We start from the raw sequence: 16,189 nt of genomic DNA, 5'->3' as shown, positions 1-16,189 counted from the left end.
TTATGGAGAGAAAACGAAACTACATCGAAAAGGTGCGGGACTGGGCGGACGACCGCCTGCGCCGGATGTGCGGACGGATTACGCCGGGCAAAAGGCTGGCGGTTATCCTCGTGATGTTCTTCTTTTTCGGCGGCTTGTCTATCTACATCACCGTTTCATCAATCTACAACATCGGGAAACGGGACGGCAGGCGGCTGCAAATAGAACATATCAAACAACTGCCATTGCAAGGCAATGACACAATCAACAGTATCACCCCCTTAAACAGACCGGAATATGGAAGAAGTACAGAAGAATGAGAACGGAACTACCGTACCGCAGACGGACGGGAAGCCGAAAAAGGAAGATAAACCCAAACGGGAACTTACCCCGCAGCAGGTGCAGCAGCGCAGGAAAATGATAGTCTTCCCGCTGATGTTCCTTGCCTTTGCCGGGTGCATGTACCTGATATTCGCCCCCTCCGGCAAAGAGGACGTGAATGTGGAGAGCGTGGGCGGCTTCAACGCCGACATACCCCTGCCCGCAGAGGACGGGATTATAGCCGACAAGCAAAAGGCATACGAGCAGGCGATGCTGAACCGCAAACAGCAGGACAAGATACAATCCTTGCAGGACTTCGGTTTCACGCTGGACGATGAAACGGAAGAACCGCAAGCGGAAATCGACTTGATGCCGGAAGAAGATGCGAAGCCCCAAAGGGGCGGCGGTGCTTCTTCACGGGCGGCTTACCGGGACATCAACCGCCAGTTAAGCACGTTCTACGAAACCCCGGCGGTGGACGAGGAAAAAGAGGACTTGAAGCGGCAGGTGGCGGAACTGACAGACCGACTGCAACAACAGCAGAACGCCACGCCTACGGCTGACGACCAAATGGCACTCTTGGAAAAGTCCTACGAACTGGCGGCAAAGTACATGAATGACGGCGGGCAGAACGGGCAAACGGCACAAGTGCCTGTTGCCGGGACTGTCACCCAAATGCCGCAAGCCCAGCCCGTGCAGGCAATCCGGGAAACGACCGTATCGGGATTGCAGCAGCCCGTGAGCGATGCCGACTTCATCCGGGCTTACAGCCAGCCACGAAACTACGGCTTCAACACGGCGGTAAGCACGGGGTACGCTATGGGAAAGAACACGGTAGCCGCCTGCATCCACCAAGACCAAACGCTGGTGGACGGGCAGGCGGTGAAACTACGGCTGCTTGAACCCATGCAGGCGGGAAACATTATTGTGCCGAAGAATACCCTTGTGGCGGGGACGGCAAAGGTGCAGGGCGAACGGCTCGACATACTGGTGTCCTCGATTGAGTACGCTGGCAACATCATCCCGGTGGAACTCGCCGTGTTCGACACGGACGGGCAAAAGGGGCTGTCCGTACCGTCCTCTATGGAGCAGGAAGCGTTCAACGAAGCTATGGCGAATATCGGAAGCGGACTGGGTACAAGCATTTCCTTTGCACGGAGTGCCGGGCAGCAGGTGGCTATGGACGTGACAAGGGGCTTGCTGCAAGGAACGTCCGGTTATCTTGCCAAGAAGTTCCGAACCGTGAAAGTGAAGCTAAAAGCCGGGTACAGGGTGATGCTTTACGCCAAACAACAATAATTATTTAACCACTAAAATTTCAATTAACGATGAAACAGATTTTTGTAATGTTCGCCCTCTTGCTGGGCGTGTGTGCGGCAAACGCACAAACTGCTGACACCGTGAAGTATGCGGCTGGCAACGACTTGTACCGGGGGATTACCCGGAAACTCCCGTATCGCCAAATGGTTACGCCCTACGGCGTGGAAGTGACCTTTGCCAAGACGGTACACATCATCTTCCCCGCCGCCGTCCGCTACGTGGATTTGGGAAGCAACCACATCATAGCGGGAAAGGCAGACGGTGCGGAAAATGTTATCAGGGTGAAAGCCACGACAGAGGGCTTTCCGGGAGAAACGAACTTCTCCGTTATCTGCGAGGACGGCAGTTTCTTTTCGTTCAACGCCAAGTACGCCCATGAGCCGGAAATGCTCAATATCGAAATGAAAGACTTCTTGGAGAACGAGGACACCAGCGACTTTTCGCATACCCGCATGAACATCTATTTCCGGGAATTAGGTAATGAAAGCCCGCTATTAGTGAAACTGATAATGCAGAGCATCTACAAGAACAATGACCGGAAAGTGCGCCACTTGGGTAGCAAGCGTTTCGGCATACAGTTCTTAATCAAGGGCATTTATACCTATAACGGGATGCTCTACGTGCACACGCAGACGAAGAACAGTTCCAACGTGCCTTTCGATACCGATTTCATCAAGTTTAAGATAGTAGATAAGAAAGTGCCGAAGCGCACGGCTATTCAGGAAACGGTGCTGGATGCGGTACGCAGCTACAACGAGGTGATAGAAATTGCCGGGAAATCAACCGTGCGCACGGTGTACGCCCTGCCGAAGTTCACCATTCCTGACGATAAGCTGCTACTGGTGGAACTCTACGAGAAGAACGGCGGGCGGCATCAGACCATACGGGTGGAGAACGCCGACATCGTGAACGCAGAAGTGATTGACGAACTAAAAATCAAATAGGGAATGAAAAGACACATCTTTATAATGATGCTCTTTGCGCTGTGCCTGCATTTCAATCAGGCACACGCACAAAGATACCTGCCGGGCATGAAAGGCTTGCAGGTCACGGCGGGCATGGCGGACGGGGTGCATTGGAACGCCAATACGGATTTCGCCTACCATATCGGGGCGGCGTACAGCGTTTACACCAAGAACGCCAACCGCTGGGTGATTGGCGGGGAATACTTGCACAAGAAGTATGACTACGAGGATATGCAGATACCCGTAGAACAGTTCACCGCAGAGGGCGGCTACTACCTGAAATTCCTATCGGACAGGCGAAAGATCTTTTTCCTGTCGCTGGGACTGTCGGCACTCGCCGGGTATGAAACAAGCAGCCGAAGCGAAAAGCTCTTGCCGGACGGCTCCACGCTGCTGGATAAGGACTGCTTCATTTACGGCGGTGCGCTGACGCTGGAACTGGAAGCCTACCTGACCGACCGGGTGGCTCTGCTACTGAACGCAAGGGAACGGGCGTTGTTCGGCTCGGACATCGGCAAGTTCCACACGCAAGTATCTTTGGGACTGAAATTCATTATCAACTGACCGCTATATAACAATGTATATGAAGAATGTAATGTATAAAATCATCATGGGCTGCTACATCGTGGCCGCCCTCGTGCTTGTCACCGCCTGTAATGACAACTTGGATATTCAGCAGGCGTACCCGTTCAGCATCGAAACGCTGCCAGTACCCAAAAGACTGAAAGTCGGGGAAACCGCCGAGATACGCTGCCGACTGGTGCGTGAGGGCTACTATCAGCCGACTGCCTATCAGATAAGGTATTTCCAGCCGGACGGCAAAGGAAAGCTGGAAATGGATAACGGCACGGTGTTCTTGCCCAATGACCTTTACCCGCTGGAGAAAGAAACGTTCAGGCTCTATTACACCTCGGCATCGACAGACCAGCAGACGATTGACATTTATATCATCGACAGCTTCGGGCAGATGCAGCAACTTTCGCTATCGTTCAATAATGACAACAGCAAGGAAGAAACGGAAACGATAACTCCTAAACAATAAAATGACATGGTAAAAATAGAATTGGATATAGAAGGTATCTCGTGGTACATAGAAACCACGTTGGAAACAGATACAGTTCCGGCAGTAGGTGACATCATCATAGTGGATAAGGACTGCATTTCCGAACGTGACAGTGCTGAATTGTGGAAAATACCGTCCAATCAGGTTTTCAAATGGGCGGACGAAGAAGATGATGCGCCCGTAATGGTATGGTTCGATTGCGACACGGAAATGCTTGTCACTAAGCGGACATGGAAATATGACATCGAGGAAGAAGAAACCGTGTGCATACTTGGTGTAAAATTCTTCCAACATGAAGATTTATAGGTTTTATTTCCTTATCGGTTGCATATATACGTGAAAAGCAACGATAGACAGGGGACACCAAATAGGGAATGATACGCAATGCGTATGTTATGGCAGTCCACCCGCTGATAGTTCGGCGGGTGGACTTTTCATGTTAGGGAACAGGGCGGGTTTCTTTACCACTTTATTTTCCGGCACTCACGAAAGAAAGTGGCGGCGGCAACTTGCCGCCGTTCTCTATCAACTGGTTTTAAGGCTCTTTATGGGCGTGTATCTCTCTAACCACACCTTTACCTGCTCCATGTTATATTCGCCCGTGATGATTGCCGTATGGTCGTCTATGGCTACAAACCGGACACTTTCATAGCTGTTTACCCAGCCTTGCAGGGAACAGACGCCCCACGTTTCCACATCTTCAAAAACACTGCGGTCTATCCGGCTGATTGGCTCGCCGAAAACTACCGTCATTATCTGAAAGTCCGGCTTATCTGCCAGCAGTTGCAAATGATGCAGCGTGCCGAACTCGTCAGTTTTGCACCCCCACACCCACACATCATTATACAAATCATCGCCCCACTGGTGCGGGTGGTCGAAACGGACTTTGACCGCTATGGAATGCTGGTCGTCTTGGATGCCCTCGATAACGCCCGTTACCATTAAGCCCTTAAAAATGCACTCGCAACGCCTGCCGATAAACTCCTTGTTTACTTCTGTTGTTTTCATGTCCCTAAAATTTACTTGTTTATTACTCCGTTCTTCTTCGCTACCCATTCGTCACGCCTGCGGCGGCACTCGTCCAGCGTTTTGGCTACCGTGCTGAAAAGTTCGCCGTCCGTGTGGCGGTAGTCATATTGATAATAAATTTGTCCCCTGAAAGCCCCTAAACAGCATTTCACGAACTTTTCTTCTCCCGGTGTTTGGGTGATGCTTACCCCGTTTTTGTTAAGTGACTGCATGATGTTCTATTTTTTTTAATGGTCGTTATAATATCAGTAAAGAAAGCAACAGCAGGAAAAGCAGAGCCATGCCCAGCGCATAAAGAGCTGAAAGGCAGACCCGGAGCAGGAAACGGGCGGCACAAAACACGATATACGCCGTTATCACCGTGCTTGCTCCGGCTACGCTGGTAAACCGCCATGCAAGGCAGAGCAGCAACACCCGCCAAAGGATTTTATAAATGCTTTTCCGTTTCATCGCTTGGTTGTTTTTAACGGGCAGGGCTTTGACACCCCGCCCGGATTAGTATTTGGTTATGCCGCACGGAACACAAAACCGTCATCAAACCAGTAATCGCACATAAAAAGGTCACGGGCGAACTGTTTGTAATCGAAATAGGTCTTTGCGAACTCCGGCAGGTCGTAGCATTCCTCGATAATTTCATAGGCGAAATCTTCTTCATCGTCATATTGACCCAGATACTCGTCCCGGAAATCACGTACAAGGTCGTCCGCATCTTCCTCGCCCAAATCATGGCTTTTATAGTTGCACCACACGAAAAAGGCTTCCTGCTCGGTGTCGCTCAAATCCTCCACCGCATCACGCAGGGAAAAGAAATTTTCAGAAATCCAGCTTTCGCCGATTAAGCCCTCCGGCACGTTCTCCCAGTCCTGAAACATGTATTCCGCATCTTCCTCGTCCTTGTGAAGTTCCCGGCAGGCTTCGTAAAACTCTTCCTTGTCCGAATAGTCCGAAAGGTCGAGCCATGCCCCGAACAATGAACCGTTGTTATACTTGGCGTAAGTGCCTACATAAACGCTTGCTGCTGATAATGTCGTTGCTTCCATATTCCTGTAATTTTTTAAGTTTTTAATTTTATGCGGATTTGAGAGGTGAGGGAGTTGAAGTTTCACTGAACTTTTTTCCTGTTTCCCGTAAATCCGACTTTTTTTTATGCGTCTTCCGGTCGGGTCGGTCGTTTTCGTTTCACATAGGCGTAAAAGGGTAGTGTTTAGAGTTTGCAAGTTTTTGGGCAAAAAATACCTCGCAGAGCAGGGAAGATTTTTTCGCCAAACCGGAACGGCTCGACCTTGCAAAATCGTGAAGAACACGTAACTACCTTTGCCTATTGAAATGATTAAAACGACTGTCCTGGCTGGGGGACTGCGTAAGAGGAAGATTTACAGATAGGGAAACTGGGGAAAAGGCCTGTTCTCTTTCATCCTTTAGGGAACACTCCATGCGGGCGGGAAAGGCAAGGGTATGGCAAGTTTACCTTGCGGTACGCTTGTGCGGGTTTCCAACGGCTCTTTCACGGAATACAGTCAGCCATGCCACGCACGGCTGGCGTTTCGGGGAATGTGCCAGTTGGAAAAAGATATAAAAAATGCGGGTAGTCGGTGGACTGCCCGCAAGGTGAAAGAATGTACTTTATTGGGATATAGTTTGTTAGGTGGAATTTCGTTACCGAAATCGTTACCTGTTCTGTTACCAACGGTATATAGGTAACTAAAAACTCACATGGCGACTTCCTTGTAAATCTTTTCGATGCCGATAAATTTCTTGTCAAGCCCTTGCATATCGCTGCCTATCTTGCTGTTGGTGATGCGGGCGTAAATTTGGGTCGTTTCGATATTGGTGTGTCCCAGCATCTTGGACACCGTTTCAATGGGTACACCTTTTGACAGCGTGGTGGTCGTTGCGAACGTGTGTCGGGCGAGGTGAAATGTCAGGTTCTTTTTAATACCGCAAATATCGGCAATCTCTTTCAAGTAGGCGTTTAGCTTCTGATTGCTGATTACGGGAAGTATCTTGCCGTCCGGCAACTTGCCCTTGTACTTCTTCAAAATCATCTTGGGAATATCCAGCAGGGGGACATTCACGTCCGTATTCGTCTTTTGCCGCTTGGTGATTATCCAAAGGTTGCCGTCAAAGGACTTTTGGATATTCTCCTGCCGCAAGTTGGCGACATCGCTGTAAGCCAGACCGCAGAAACAGGAAAAGACGAACAAGTCCCTGACGTGTTCCAGCCGTTCGGAAACCATTTTCTTTTTAAGGATGATTTTTATCTCGTCCTCTGTCAGATAACCCCTGTCCACTTTTTCCAGCCGGATTTTGTAGCTGGCGAAAGGGTCACCCACCAGTATGCCGTTGTTACGGGCGATGATGATGATACGCTTGAAGAACTGCATGAACTTGGCGGTGGTGTTGTAGCCGCACTTGCAGGCGGTACGCAAATACAACTCAAAATCGGTAATGAACATCGGGGTAATCTCCTTTATGGATATGTCCGATACGTTGTACTTGCTGCGGATAAATTCAGCAAGGTGGCGGCGGGTCACTTCATACTTGCGGTAGGTCGCTATCGTCTTGGATATGCCCACAAGCTGCTTCACATCGTCATTGTGCTTTTGGAACAGGGTAAGGATTGTTTCGTGGCTCTCGCTGTGTCCCAAGAACTCGTTCTTCACTTTCTCGGCGGTCACGTAGTTGTCACGCCGCTGCATTTCGTGGTAAATGGTATTCAGGGAAGAACGTATGTCGTCCAAAAGGGCGTTTATCCTCCCGGCATCCCTGCCTTTGGCTTTGCCCGCAGCCGTGTTCCAGTTGTCAGGCTGAATGCTCTGTTTCGTACTGAACTGGCAAAGTTTGCCGTCTATGGTGATGCGTGCCATAATCATAACCTCGCCGTTTTTCTTTTCAGAACCTTTCTTCAAATAAAAAAGAACCTTGAATGTCGATTTCATAACTCACTTTTTTTAGTTGCAAAATTAATTTTTACCTCTCGTTTTCGAGTTATGCAGACTATGGACTAATCAAGTCATTATCAGGTCATTTAAGGACAAATCGTTACCGTTTTTGTCCGGCAGGGAATAGGTAACGATTTAGTAACGAAACTTTGTCTTTTACCGTACTTTTGAAGTCTTGGAAGCAGGACTTTCGGGCAATAAAAAAAGCCACAAATCATTGATTTGTAGCTTTTTGTCCGTTTGCTGACCATTTCTGTCCAGCACGTTCAGCGGAGAGACAGGCTCTCGAACCTATGCTTTCAAGAAATATCATAAAATTGCAAATCACTGATAATCATATACTATCTAAAGCGCAGAGTAAATCTAAATCTTTCTGAATATCTTTTGCTATTCCAAATATTGGGTGTATATTTGGGTGTAGAATTTCAAACGCACCCAATTATGAATATCAAACGTAACATCATTTTTGCATTGGAAAGCCGGAAAAAGAACGGTGTGCCAATCGTAGAGAACGTACCCATCCGTATGCGTGTCATATACGCAAGCCAACGCATCGAGTTTACAACAGGCTACCGGATTGACGTAGCCAAATGGGATGCCGACAAACAACGGGTAAAGAACGGATGCACCAACAAACTAAAACAAAGCGCATCCGAAATCAATGCGGACTTGCTGAAATATTATGCCGAGATTCAAAACGTGTTCAAGGAGTTTGAGGTACAGGAAACCATACCGACCACCCAACAGCTAAAGGATGCGTTCAACCTGCGGATGAAAGACACCAGCGAAGAGCAGCAGGAAGAAACACAAATAAGTTTTTGGGAAGTATTCGATGAGTTTGTAAAGGAGTGTGGCAATCAGAATAACTGGACGGCATCCACCTACGAGAAATTCTCAGCAGTGAAAAACCACCTCAAAGAGTTCAAGGAAGATGTAACCTTTGAATACTTCAACGAGTTCGGCTTGAACGAGTATGTAAATTTCCTGCGTGACAAAAAGGATATGAGGAACAGCACCATCGGCAAACAGATGGGATTCCTCAAATGGTTTCTGCGCTGGAGCTTCAAGAAAGGGCATCATCAGAATATTGCATACGACACTTTCAAGCCCAAATTGAAAACCACCTCTAAAAAGGTGATATTCCTGACTTGGGACGAATTGAACAGGCTGAAAGATTATCGGATACCGAAAGACAAACAATATCTGGAACGTGTCAGGGATGTTTTTCTGTTCTGTTGCTTCACAAGCCTGCGATATTCAGATGTTCGTAATCTGAAAAGAAGCGATGTGAAACCCGACCACATCGAAGTTACCACAGTCAAAACGGCAGACAGCCTGATAATTGAACTGAACGACCACAGTAAAACCATACTCGAAAAATACAAGGAAGTCCATTTTGAAAACCACATGGCACTGCCTGTTATCAGCAATCAGAAGATGAATGATTATCTGAAAGAACTGGGGGAACTGGCTGAAATCAACGAGCCTGTACGGGAAACATATTATAAAGGAAATGAACGTATAGATGAAGTCACCCCGAAATACGCATTATTAACCACCCATGCAGGAAGAAGAACATTCATCTGTAATGCGCTGGCTCTCGGTATTCCGGCACAAGTCGTGATGAAATGGACGGGGCACAGTGACTATAAAGCCATGAAACCCTATATTGACATAGCGGATGATATTAAGGCAAATGCCATGAACAAGTTTAACCAACTATAAAAGTATCAATCAGTTTCATAGATTATCAGCTATTTGAATTATATTTGCGACAACAATAAACATTAGAATGGAAAATAACAGAGAATATCATATAGGAAGAACGGACTTTGACGCATTTGTTCATGCCGTCGGTTCGGAAATAGAACAGGCGCAAGTCCGGCTGATTGCCGCAGCCAATGCGCAAATGCTGTTCCATTACTGGAAAATGGGCAACTATATCCTGTATCATCAGAACTTGCAAGGCTGGGGAAGCAAAATCATCAAGCAACTGGCAAAGGCTATCCGGTTCAATTACCCCGAAAAGAAAGGTTATTCGGAGCGTAACCTTACTTATATGTGCCAATTTGCACGGTCATATCCGTTGAACGTGCTACGAAGTTTCATTGATACAGACACAAGGCTGTCTGTTCCAAGCATACAGAATGTTACAGATGAAGTATTGAAACTGAACAACGGACAATTTACGCAGGAACTTACTGCGCAAATACAATCCGCTGATTGTCAATCTTTAGAAATTACGCAGGAAGTTCCTGCGCAAATTCAGGATGTGGAGAAAACAGTTTCTGCCATTTACAGGATGGAGATTAGGGAAATAGAAAAAGTTTTCCTGAAATCCCCTGTTGCCAAAATAAACTGGGCAAGCCAAATGGTCATACTTAACGGTTCGTTACCGTTAGGCATAGGATATTGGTATATGAAACAGGCTGTAGAAATGGGCTGGAGTAGCAATGTGCTGAAAATGCAAATTGAAAACAACCTATATAACAGACAAATCAACAACAACAAGGTAAACAATTTCACAGCCACACTTCCAGCACCACAAAGCGACCTTGCCAATTACCTATTGAAAGACCCGTACATCTTCGATTTGGCTGGAGCGAAAGAAAAGGCAGACGAAAGGGACATAGAAGAGCAGCTGGTAAAGCACGTTACCCGTTATTTGTTGGAAATGGGCAATGGTTTTGCCTTTGTCGCCCGGCAGAAGCATTTTCAAATAGGTAACAGTGATTTCTTTGCCGACTTGATTCTATATTCTATTCCGCTACACGCATACATTGTTGTAGAACTGAAAGCTACTCCATTCAAACCGGAGTATGCAGGGCAACTGAATTTCTACATCAATGTGGTGGATGACAAACTGAGGGGAAAAAATGACAACAAGACTATCGGGCTGTTGCTGTGCAAAGGAAAAGATGAGGTGGTAGCACAATACGCATTGACAGGCTACGACCAACCGATAGGCATCAGCGATTATCAACTGAGCAAGGCTATACCCGAAAACTTGAAATCAGCTTTGCCAAGTGTGGAAGAGGTGGAAGAAGAACTGGCATCTTTCCTTGACAAGGACAATAATCCCCAAAATTGAAGTCTATGGCAGGAGAAATAAACAAACTGATTCCCCAATATGGAGAACTCAATAGAATATATAATGATTGGGTAACCAATTATGCTTTTTCTTTTGACAAGCAGAAATTCATCACCGACTTTTACAGGCAGCACAATGATACAAAGGCTTTTGAAGCCGCTATCCTTGAACTGGTACTTGACAAGCAGAAAGAACAATACACATTGATTCTCAATAGTCTGAAAATCGAAATAGAAAAAAATATACGGGCTTATGAAACAAAACCGCTGAATGATGACGTCATAAAGCGTGTGTGTTTTCACTACGCAGACAGGCATAATTCTGCAATTAAAGACCAGTTGGAGATTACCACCAAGTTGCACGAGCCTTTGAATGACGCATACCACAGATATGATTTCATTGGTTTTCGGGAGCATACGGACGAAGAAGAAATACAGGCAGAAAAGGAATATGAACGCTGCAAGGCTGAATACGACAAGGAAAAGAAAGAATTGGATAAACTTTATGAACTGCAAAAGCAAGACAGGAAAGAGGCTTTTCAATATATAGAAAACCTTTCCGGCAATGTTTACCGCCTAAGTCTTCTTTTTATGGAAGTCCTAAAAAAGTACCTTCCTAATGATAGGGAAGAAAAACAGCAGGATGAACCAGTCAAGCAAAACGAACAAGAAGAAGTACAGAATAGCCCGGAGGGACAACATGAATATTTTGACATGAAGCAGCTTTCGCCCATTCATGAAACCTGTGTCGGGGAACAGTTCGAAGCCATTACCATAGCGGATTTCTATGCCAATATAAACCTGTACCCCTGCAAGAATAAACTAAAAATCAAGGCAAGGGAAAAGATACGGGTGTGTTACCTGATATTCCTGATGAGCGAGAAACTATCCAAGCAATACAGGGATGAATGGAGAAGCCAAATATTAAAATTGTTGGATATTGACGAGAGCTATTACAGGTCGAAATACAAAGAACCTGTTTCCGATTTTCCGAGTGACAGCAACCAGAAATTCGCAAAGGAAATGGAAAGCATATTCGGATAATTCGTGATATAACCTGACATTCTACGAAATTACCACTTTTACCACTCAAATTAATTTTTGAGTGGTATTTTTATTGTCTGATATTTAATGAGATAGCGCAGTATCCCATTTGTATTATCCACATCCTTACCACTTACAGCCATACCTAATTTTGCATCGTTCGAGAACAGAAATAACAGCCAGTGCGCAGGGCTGATTGTTTAACGACTAAATAGATTGGACGATGACAAATCTTCAAGAGTTATTATTAAAACCCGTCTGGCAGATGACAGGCGAAGAGTTCATATTTCTAAGCAAGTACGCTTCCAACCAAACGGAAGCGCAGCCACAGCCCGTTACGGACACAGAAAGAAAGTATGTGTACGGAATACTTGGCATTGCCAAATTGTTCGGGTGCAGTCTGCCTACCGCCAACCGTATAAAGAAAAGCGGAAAGATAGACAAAGCCATTACGCAAATAGGGCGCAAGATTATCGTGGATGCGGAACTTGCCCTTGAACTGGCTGGAAAGAAAACCGGAGGACGAAAATAACGGGAGGTGTACTTATGGATTATATGAAAGATATAAAAGAAATATCGGCGGAAGAAGCCGTAATCCTTTGGCAAGCCTCACGCCTGAGCCTGTCGAAAATCTATGAGAAAGCACCTGAGATTCTAAAAGTGCAAGGTTCGGTCATTGGTACACTGGGTAATTTCAGTGCATCAATCGGCAAAGCCAAAAGCAAAAAGACTTTCAATGTGTCGGCTATCGTGGCGGCAGCATTGAAGAATGGTACAGTGCTAAGATATGTGGCGGAACTACCCGAAGAGAAACGGAAAATCCTGTATGTGGACACGGAACAAAGTCCTTATCATTGTCTGAAAGTCATGAAACGTATTTTACGGATGGCTGGGCTTCCAGATGACAGGGACAATGAGCATCTGGAATTTCTTGCTTTGAGGAAATACACGCCCGAACAGCGTATCAGGATTGTAGAGCAGGCTATTTACAATACGCCTGACATAGGGCTTGTAATCATAGACGGCATCCGTGACATGGTATATGACATCAACAGCCCCGGTGAATCGACACGCATCATATCAAAGCTGATGCAGTGGACGGACGACAGGCAGATACATATCCACACGATACTCCACCAAAACAAGGGCGATGAGAACGCAAGGGGGCATATCGGTACGGAACTGAACAACAAGGCTGAAACTGTCCTTCTTGTGGAAAAGGACAAGAGCAATGGAGATATAAGCAATGTTTCAGCCATGCACATACGGGCAATGGACTTCGAGCCTTTTTCATTTCGCATCAATGACAATGCCATACCTGAACTGTTGGAGGGTTACAAGCCCGAAACCAAGAAACCGGGAAGACCGGAAGAGGAAAAGTTCGACCCTTACAGGCATATCACCGAACAGCAGCACCGCATCGCATTGGAAGCAGTTTTCGGGCTGAAAGAGGAATATGGCTACAAGGAACTGGAGGACACCTTAATTAAGACTTATGTGTCTGTGGGGGTAAAGTTGAACCACAAAAAGGCGGTATCGCTCATCACCATGCTTCGGAACAAACGAATGATAGTGCAGGAGAACGGCAGAAAGTACACGTTCATGCCCGACTTCCACTATTAGCCCACACCTTGCAATCGCTTCACTTTATTCCGGGGGTCTATATATTAGGGATAAAGCGAAGTGGTTGCGAAATGTGGCAAAACCGCTTCACTTTATTACCGTACTCTATATATACGAAAATAAAGTGAAGTGATTATACAGACCGTACTTCATAAAGAGGTACGGGCGAAAAGAGAAAATAAACCAATTCAACTATCATTAAACCTATCGTCTTATGGATATACAGACAGCGAAACAAATCAAAATAGCGGATTATCTGCACAGTTTAGGATTTTCACCCGTCAAACAACAGGGCATAAACCTGTGGTATAAGTCACCACTAAGGGAAGAAACGGAAGCATCGTTCAAGGTAAATACAGAACGTAACCAATGGTATGATTTTGCACTCGGCAAAGGTGGGAATATCATCGCACTGGCACAGGAACTTTATTGTTCCGACCATGTGCCTTACCTCTTGCAAAAAATCGAAGAACAGACACCCCGTATTCGCCCCGTGTCTTTTTCTTTTGGCAAGCAATCATCTTCCGAGCCAAGTTTTCAACAACTGGAGATTGTACCGCTTTCTTCTCCTGCCCTGCTTGCTTATTTGCAGGAAAGGGGAATAAACATTGCAATGGCGAAAAGAGAATGCAGTGAAGCGCACTTCACCCATAATGGCAAACGGTATTTCGCCATCGCCTTTCCCAATGTGTCGGGTGGGTATGAAATCCGCAACCAGTATTTCAAGGGATGCATCGCACCGAAAGAGATTTCTCATATCAAACAGCCGGGAACAGCGAGGGAAACATGTTATGTGTTTGAGGGATTTATGGACTATCTTTCATTTCTTACTTTGAGATTGGAGAATTGCCCGAAATATCCCGAACTGGACAGGCAAGATTATATGGTGTTGAACTCAGTAGCCAATGTTTCCAAAGCAATCTATCCGTTGGGAAGCTATGAGCGCATCCACTGTTTCTTTGACAATGACCGTGCAGGAATGGAAGCCATGCAGCAAATCTATAAGGAATACGGCAGGGACTTATACATCCGTGACGCTTCGCAGACATACAGCGGATGCAAGGACTTGAACGAATACTTACAGAAACAGACTGAAAGAAACAGGCAAGTTCAATCTGCAAAAGGGGTGCGCAGCCAACCACCGAAAAAGAAAAACGGCTTTCGGTTATAGCCCACTATAACTACACGCTTCGCTTTCGTAGTTGTGGGCTCTCCCGAGGGGATTAGGGCTTTGCCCTAATGACCCACTCAGGGCGTTTCTCCCCTAAGAACCCCGAGCAAAGAGTGCCCCTCTCTTTGCAATCTCCGCTTATGGGTTGCACCCCTAAGAACCCTGTGCGGTTATGAGCGGACAACAGAAGATTTCATCAACAATCCAAATCAAATTTTAAGAATATGGCAACAAAATCAAGCATACATATCAAACCCTGCAGAGTGACATCAAGCGGGGCTCATAACCGGAGAACTGCCGAGTACATGCGCAATATCGGCGAGTCCAGAATCTACATTGTACCCGAACTGACTTCCAATAACGAGCAGTGGATAAACCCGGGCTTCGGCAGTCCTGACCTGCAGGCGCACTATGACAGCATCAAACGGATGGTCAAGGAAAAGACCGGACGAGCGATGCAGGAAAAGGAGCGTGAGCGCAAGGGAAAGAATGGAAAGATTATAAAAGTGGCTGGATGTTCTCCAATCCGTGAGGGAGTATTGCTCATCAGACCAGATACAACACTGGCAGATGTACGAAAGTTTGGTGAGGAGTGCCAGAGACGCTGGGGTATTACACCGCTCCAAATCTTCCTGCATAAGGACGAGGGACACTGGCTTAGTGGACAACCCAAAACCGGGGATAGGGAGAGTTTCCAAGTCGGTGAAAAGTGGTTTAAGCCGAATTATCATGCCCATATCGTATTCGACTGGATGAACCACGACACGGGCAAGAGCCAAAAGCTCAATGATGACGATATGATGGAAATGCAGACTTTGGCATCTGACATCCTCTCCATGCAACGTGGGCAATCTAAATCCGAGACCGGAAAGGAACATTTGGAACGAAATGATTTCATCATTGAAAAGCAGAGAGCCGAACTGCAACGCATGGATGCTGCAAAACGGCACAAAGAAGAACAGATAGGTCTTGCTGAACAGGAACTGAAACAGGTGAAATCAGAAATACGCACTGACAAGCTAAAGAAAACAGCCACCAATGCAGCCACCGCCATAGCAAGCGGAGTTGGTTCTCTTTTCGGAAGTGGAAAGATGAAAGAGCTGGAGCGAACTAATGAAGATTTGCACCAAGAGATTGCCAAACGAGACAAAGGTATTGACACCCTCAAAATCCAAATGCAGGAAATGCAAGAGCGACATGGCAAACAGATACGCAATCTTCAGAGCATACACAACCAAGAACTTGAAGCCAAAGACAGGGAAATATCACGATTGAACACTCTGCTTGAAAAGGCATTCAAGTGGTTTCCGATGCTTAGAGAAATGTTGAGAATGGAAAAACTCTGCGCTGTCATTGGATTTACCAAAGATATGATAGATTGTCTTTTGACAAGGAAAGAAGCTATCCAATGTAATGGCAAGATTTATTCCGAGGAACATAGAAGAAAGTTTGAAATCAAAAACAACATCTTCAAGGTGGAGAAGAATCCGACCGATGATAGCAAACTTGTACTGACCATAAACAGGCAACCGATAAGCGAATGGTTCAAAGAGCAATGGGAGAAACTTCGGCAAGGTTTGCGACAACCAACGGAAGAACCAAGAAAAAGTAGAGGATTCAAGTTATAATAGAAAAAAAAGAC

General features: G+C 46.2%; 19 protein-coding genes. 14 read left to right on the top strand and 5 right to left on the bottom strand.

The features are described 5' to 3' along the window. Positions 1–2 precede the first annotated feature (2 nt). The 6 genes from DBK98_RS10140 to DBK98_RS10115 are packed head-to-tail and all read left to right on the top strand — an operon-like array spanning position 3 to position 3,954. Entirely contained in the window at positions 3–299 is a 297-nt protein-coding gene (locus tag DBK98_RS10140) for a TraL conjugative transposon family protein (protein ID WP_032543311.1), read from the top strand. Then, on the top strand, positions 277–1,599 hold the full coding sequence (gene traM, locus DBK98_RS10135; protein ID WP_032543312.1) for a conjugative transposon protein TraM: 1,323 nt from the start codon (positions 277–279) through the stop codon (positions 1,597–1,599). Before DBK98_RS10140 ends, traM begins: the two co-directional genes overlap by 23 nt. A gap of 29 nt (positions 1,600–1,628) precedes the next feature. Next, positions 1,629–2,564: a conjugative transposon protein TraN gene (traN, locus tag DBK98_RS10130; protein ID WP_032543313.1), complete on the top strand. Its 936-nt coding sequence runs from the start codon at positions 1,629–1,631 to the stop codon at positions 2,562–2,564. Positions 2,565–2,567: 3 nt separating this feature from the next. Further along, on the top strand, positions 2,568–3,149 hold the full coding sequence (locus tag DBK98_RS10125; protein WP_032543314.1) for a conjugal transfer protein TraO: 582 nt from the start codon (positions 2,568–2,570) through the stop codon (positions 3,147–3,149). Between the two features lie 13 nt (positions 3,150–3,162). Then, a complete protein-coding gene (locus tag DBK98_RS10120) occupies positions 3,163–3,627 on the top strand; it encodes a DUF3872 domain-containing protein (protein WP_032543315.1) in 465 nt (154 codons plus the stop codon). A gap of 6 nt (positions 3,628–3,633) precedes the next feature. Next, complete coding sequence (locus DBK98_RS10115) at positions 3,634–3,954, top strand: hypothetical protein (protein WP_032543316.1); 321 nt, start codon at positions 3,634–3,636, stop codon at positions 3,952–3,954. 219 nt (positions 3,955–4,173) lie between these two features. On the opposite strand, the gene DBK98_RS10110 is transcribed toward DBK98_RS10115, so the two are convergent. The 4 genes from DBK98_RS10110 to DBK98_RS10095 are packed head-to-tail and all read right to left on the bottom strand — an operon-like array spanning position 4,174 to position 5,717. Continuing rightward, positions 4,174–4,656 carry a hypothetical protein gene (locus DBK98_RS10110; RefSeq protein ID WP_032543317.1) on the bottom strand — a complete coding sequence of 161 codons (483 nt, stop codon included), beginning with the start codon at positions 4,654–4,656 and terminating at the stop codon, positions 4,174–4,176. 11 nt (positions 4,657–4,667) lie between these two features. Next, positions 4,668–4,889 (bottom strand): DUF3873 domain-containing protein, encoded by a 222-nt coding sequence (locus tag DBK98_RS10105; RefSeq protein WP_004329651.1) that lies wholly within the window; start codon positions 4,887–4,889, stop codon positions 4,668–4,670. A gap of 25 nt (positions 4,890–4,914) precedes the next feature. Further along, positions 4,915–5,127, bottom strand: coding sequence for a hypothetical protein (locus DBK98_RS10100; protein ID WP_032543318.1), 213 nt, complete (start codon positions 5,125–5,127; stop codon positions 4,915–4,917). Positions 5,128–5,183: 56 nt separating this feature from the next. Continuing rightward, complete coding sequence (locus DBK98_RS10095; protein ID WP_032543319.1) at positions 5,184–5,717, bottom strand: antirestriction protein ArdA; 534 nt, start codon at positions 5,715–5,717, stop codon at positions 5,184–5,186. Between the two features lie 415 nt (positions 5,718–6,132). On the opposite strand from DBK98_RS10095, the gene DBK98_RS10090 reads away from it, so the two are divergent. Continuing rightward, positions 6,133–6,378 (top strand): hypothetical protein, encoded by a 246-nt coding sequence (locus tag DBK98_RS10090; RefSeq protein ID WP_156127625.1) that lies wholly within the window; start codon positions 6,133–6,135, stop codon positions 6,376–6,378. An 8-nt stretch (positions 6,379–6,386) separates the two neighbouring features. Here the strand turns inward: DBK98_RS10090 and DBK98_RS10085 are convergent, their stop codons facing one another. Further along, entirely contained in the window at positions 6,387–7,616 is a 1,230-nt protein-coding gene (locus DBK98_RS10085; RefSeq protein ID WP_032543320.1) for a site-specific integrase, read from the bottom strand. A gap of 444 nt (positions 7,617–8,060) precedes the next feature. Between DBK98_RS10085 and DBK98_RS10080 the strand changes: the two genes are divergently transcribed. The 7 genes from DBK98_RS10080 (at position 8,061) to DBK98_RS10050 (ending at position 16,175) form a co-directional block, all read left to right on the top strand. Continuing rightward, positions 8,061–9,344 (top strand): site-specific integrase, encoded by a 1,284-nt coding sequence (locus tag DBK98_RS10080; RefSeq protein ID WP_004292952.1) that lies wholly within the window; start codon positions 8,061–8,063, stop codon positions 9,342–9,344. A gap of 67 nt (positions 9,345–9,411) precedes the next feature. After that, positions 9,412–10,710: a YhcG family protein gene (locus DBK98_RS10075; protein ID WP_004292951.1), complete on the top strand. Its 1,299-nt coding sequence runs from the start codon at positions 9,412–9,414 to the stop codon at positions 10,708–10,710. A gap of 5 nt (positions 10,711–10,715) precedes the next feature. After that, positions 10,716–11,753: a hypothetical protein gene (locus DBK98_RS10070; RefSeq protein ID WP_004292950.1), complete on the top strand. Its 1,038-nt coding sequence runs from the start codon at positions 10,716–10,718 to the stop codon at positions 11,751–11,753. Between the two features lie 223 nt (positions 11,754–11,976). Further along, positions 11,977–12,285, top strand: coding sequence for a DUF3853 family protein (locus DBK98_RS10065; protein WP_004292949.1), 309 nt, complete (start codon positions 11,977–11,979; stop codon positions 12,283–12,285). A 14-nt stretch (positions 12,286–12,299) separates the two neighbouring features. Beyond that, positions 12,300–13,376, top strand: a complete 1,077-nt coding sequence (locus DBK98_RS10060; RefSeq protein WP_004292948.1) for an AAA family ATPase — start codon at positions 12,300–12,302, stop codon at positions 13,374–13,376. A 214-nt stretch (positions 13,377–13,590) separates the two neighbouring features. After that, positions 13,591–14,547 carry a toprim domain-containing protein gene (locus tag DBK98_RS10055; RefSeq protein ID WP_004319668.1) on the top strand — a complete coding sequence of 319 codons (957 nt, stop codon included), beginning with the start codon at positions 13,591–13,593 and terminating at the stop codon, positions 14,545–14,547. A gap of 224 nt (positions 14,548–14,771) precedes the next feature. Next, entirely contained in the window at positions 14,772–16,175 is a 1,404-nt protein-coding gene (locus tag DBK98_RS10050; protein WP_004292946.1) for a hypothetical protein, read from the top strand. The last annotated feature ends 14 nt before the right edge of the window (positions 16,176–16,189 follow it).

Source organism: Bacteroides sp. PHL 2737 (genome assembly GCF_004115325.2).
Classification (GTDB): Bacteria; Bacteroidota; Bacteroidia; order Bacteroidales; family Bacteroidaceae; genus Bacteroides; species Bacteroides hominis.
Note: the sequence above shows the minus strand (reverse complement) of the source record. Positions and strands in the feature narration are given on the sequence as shown.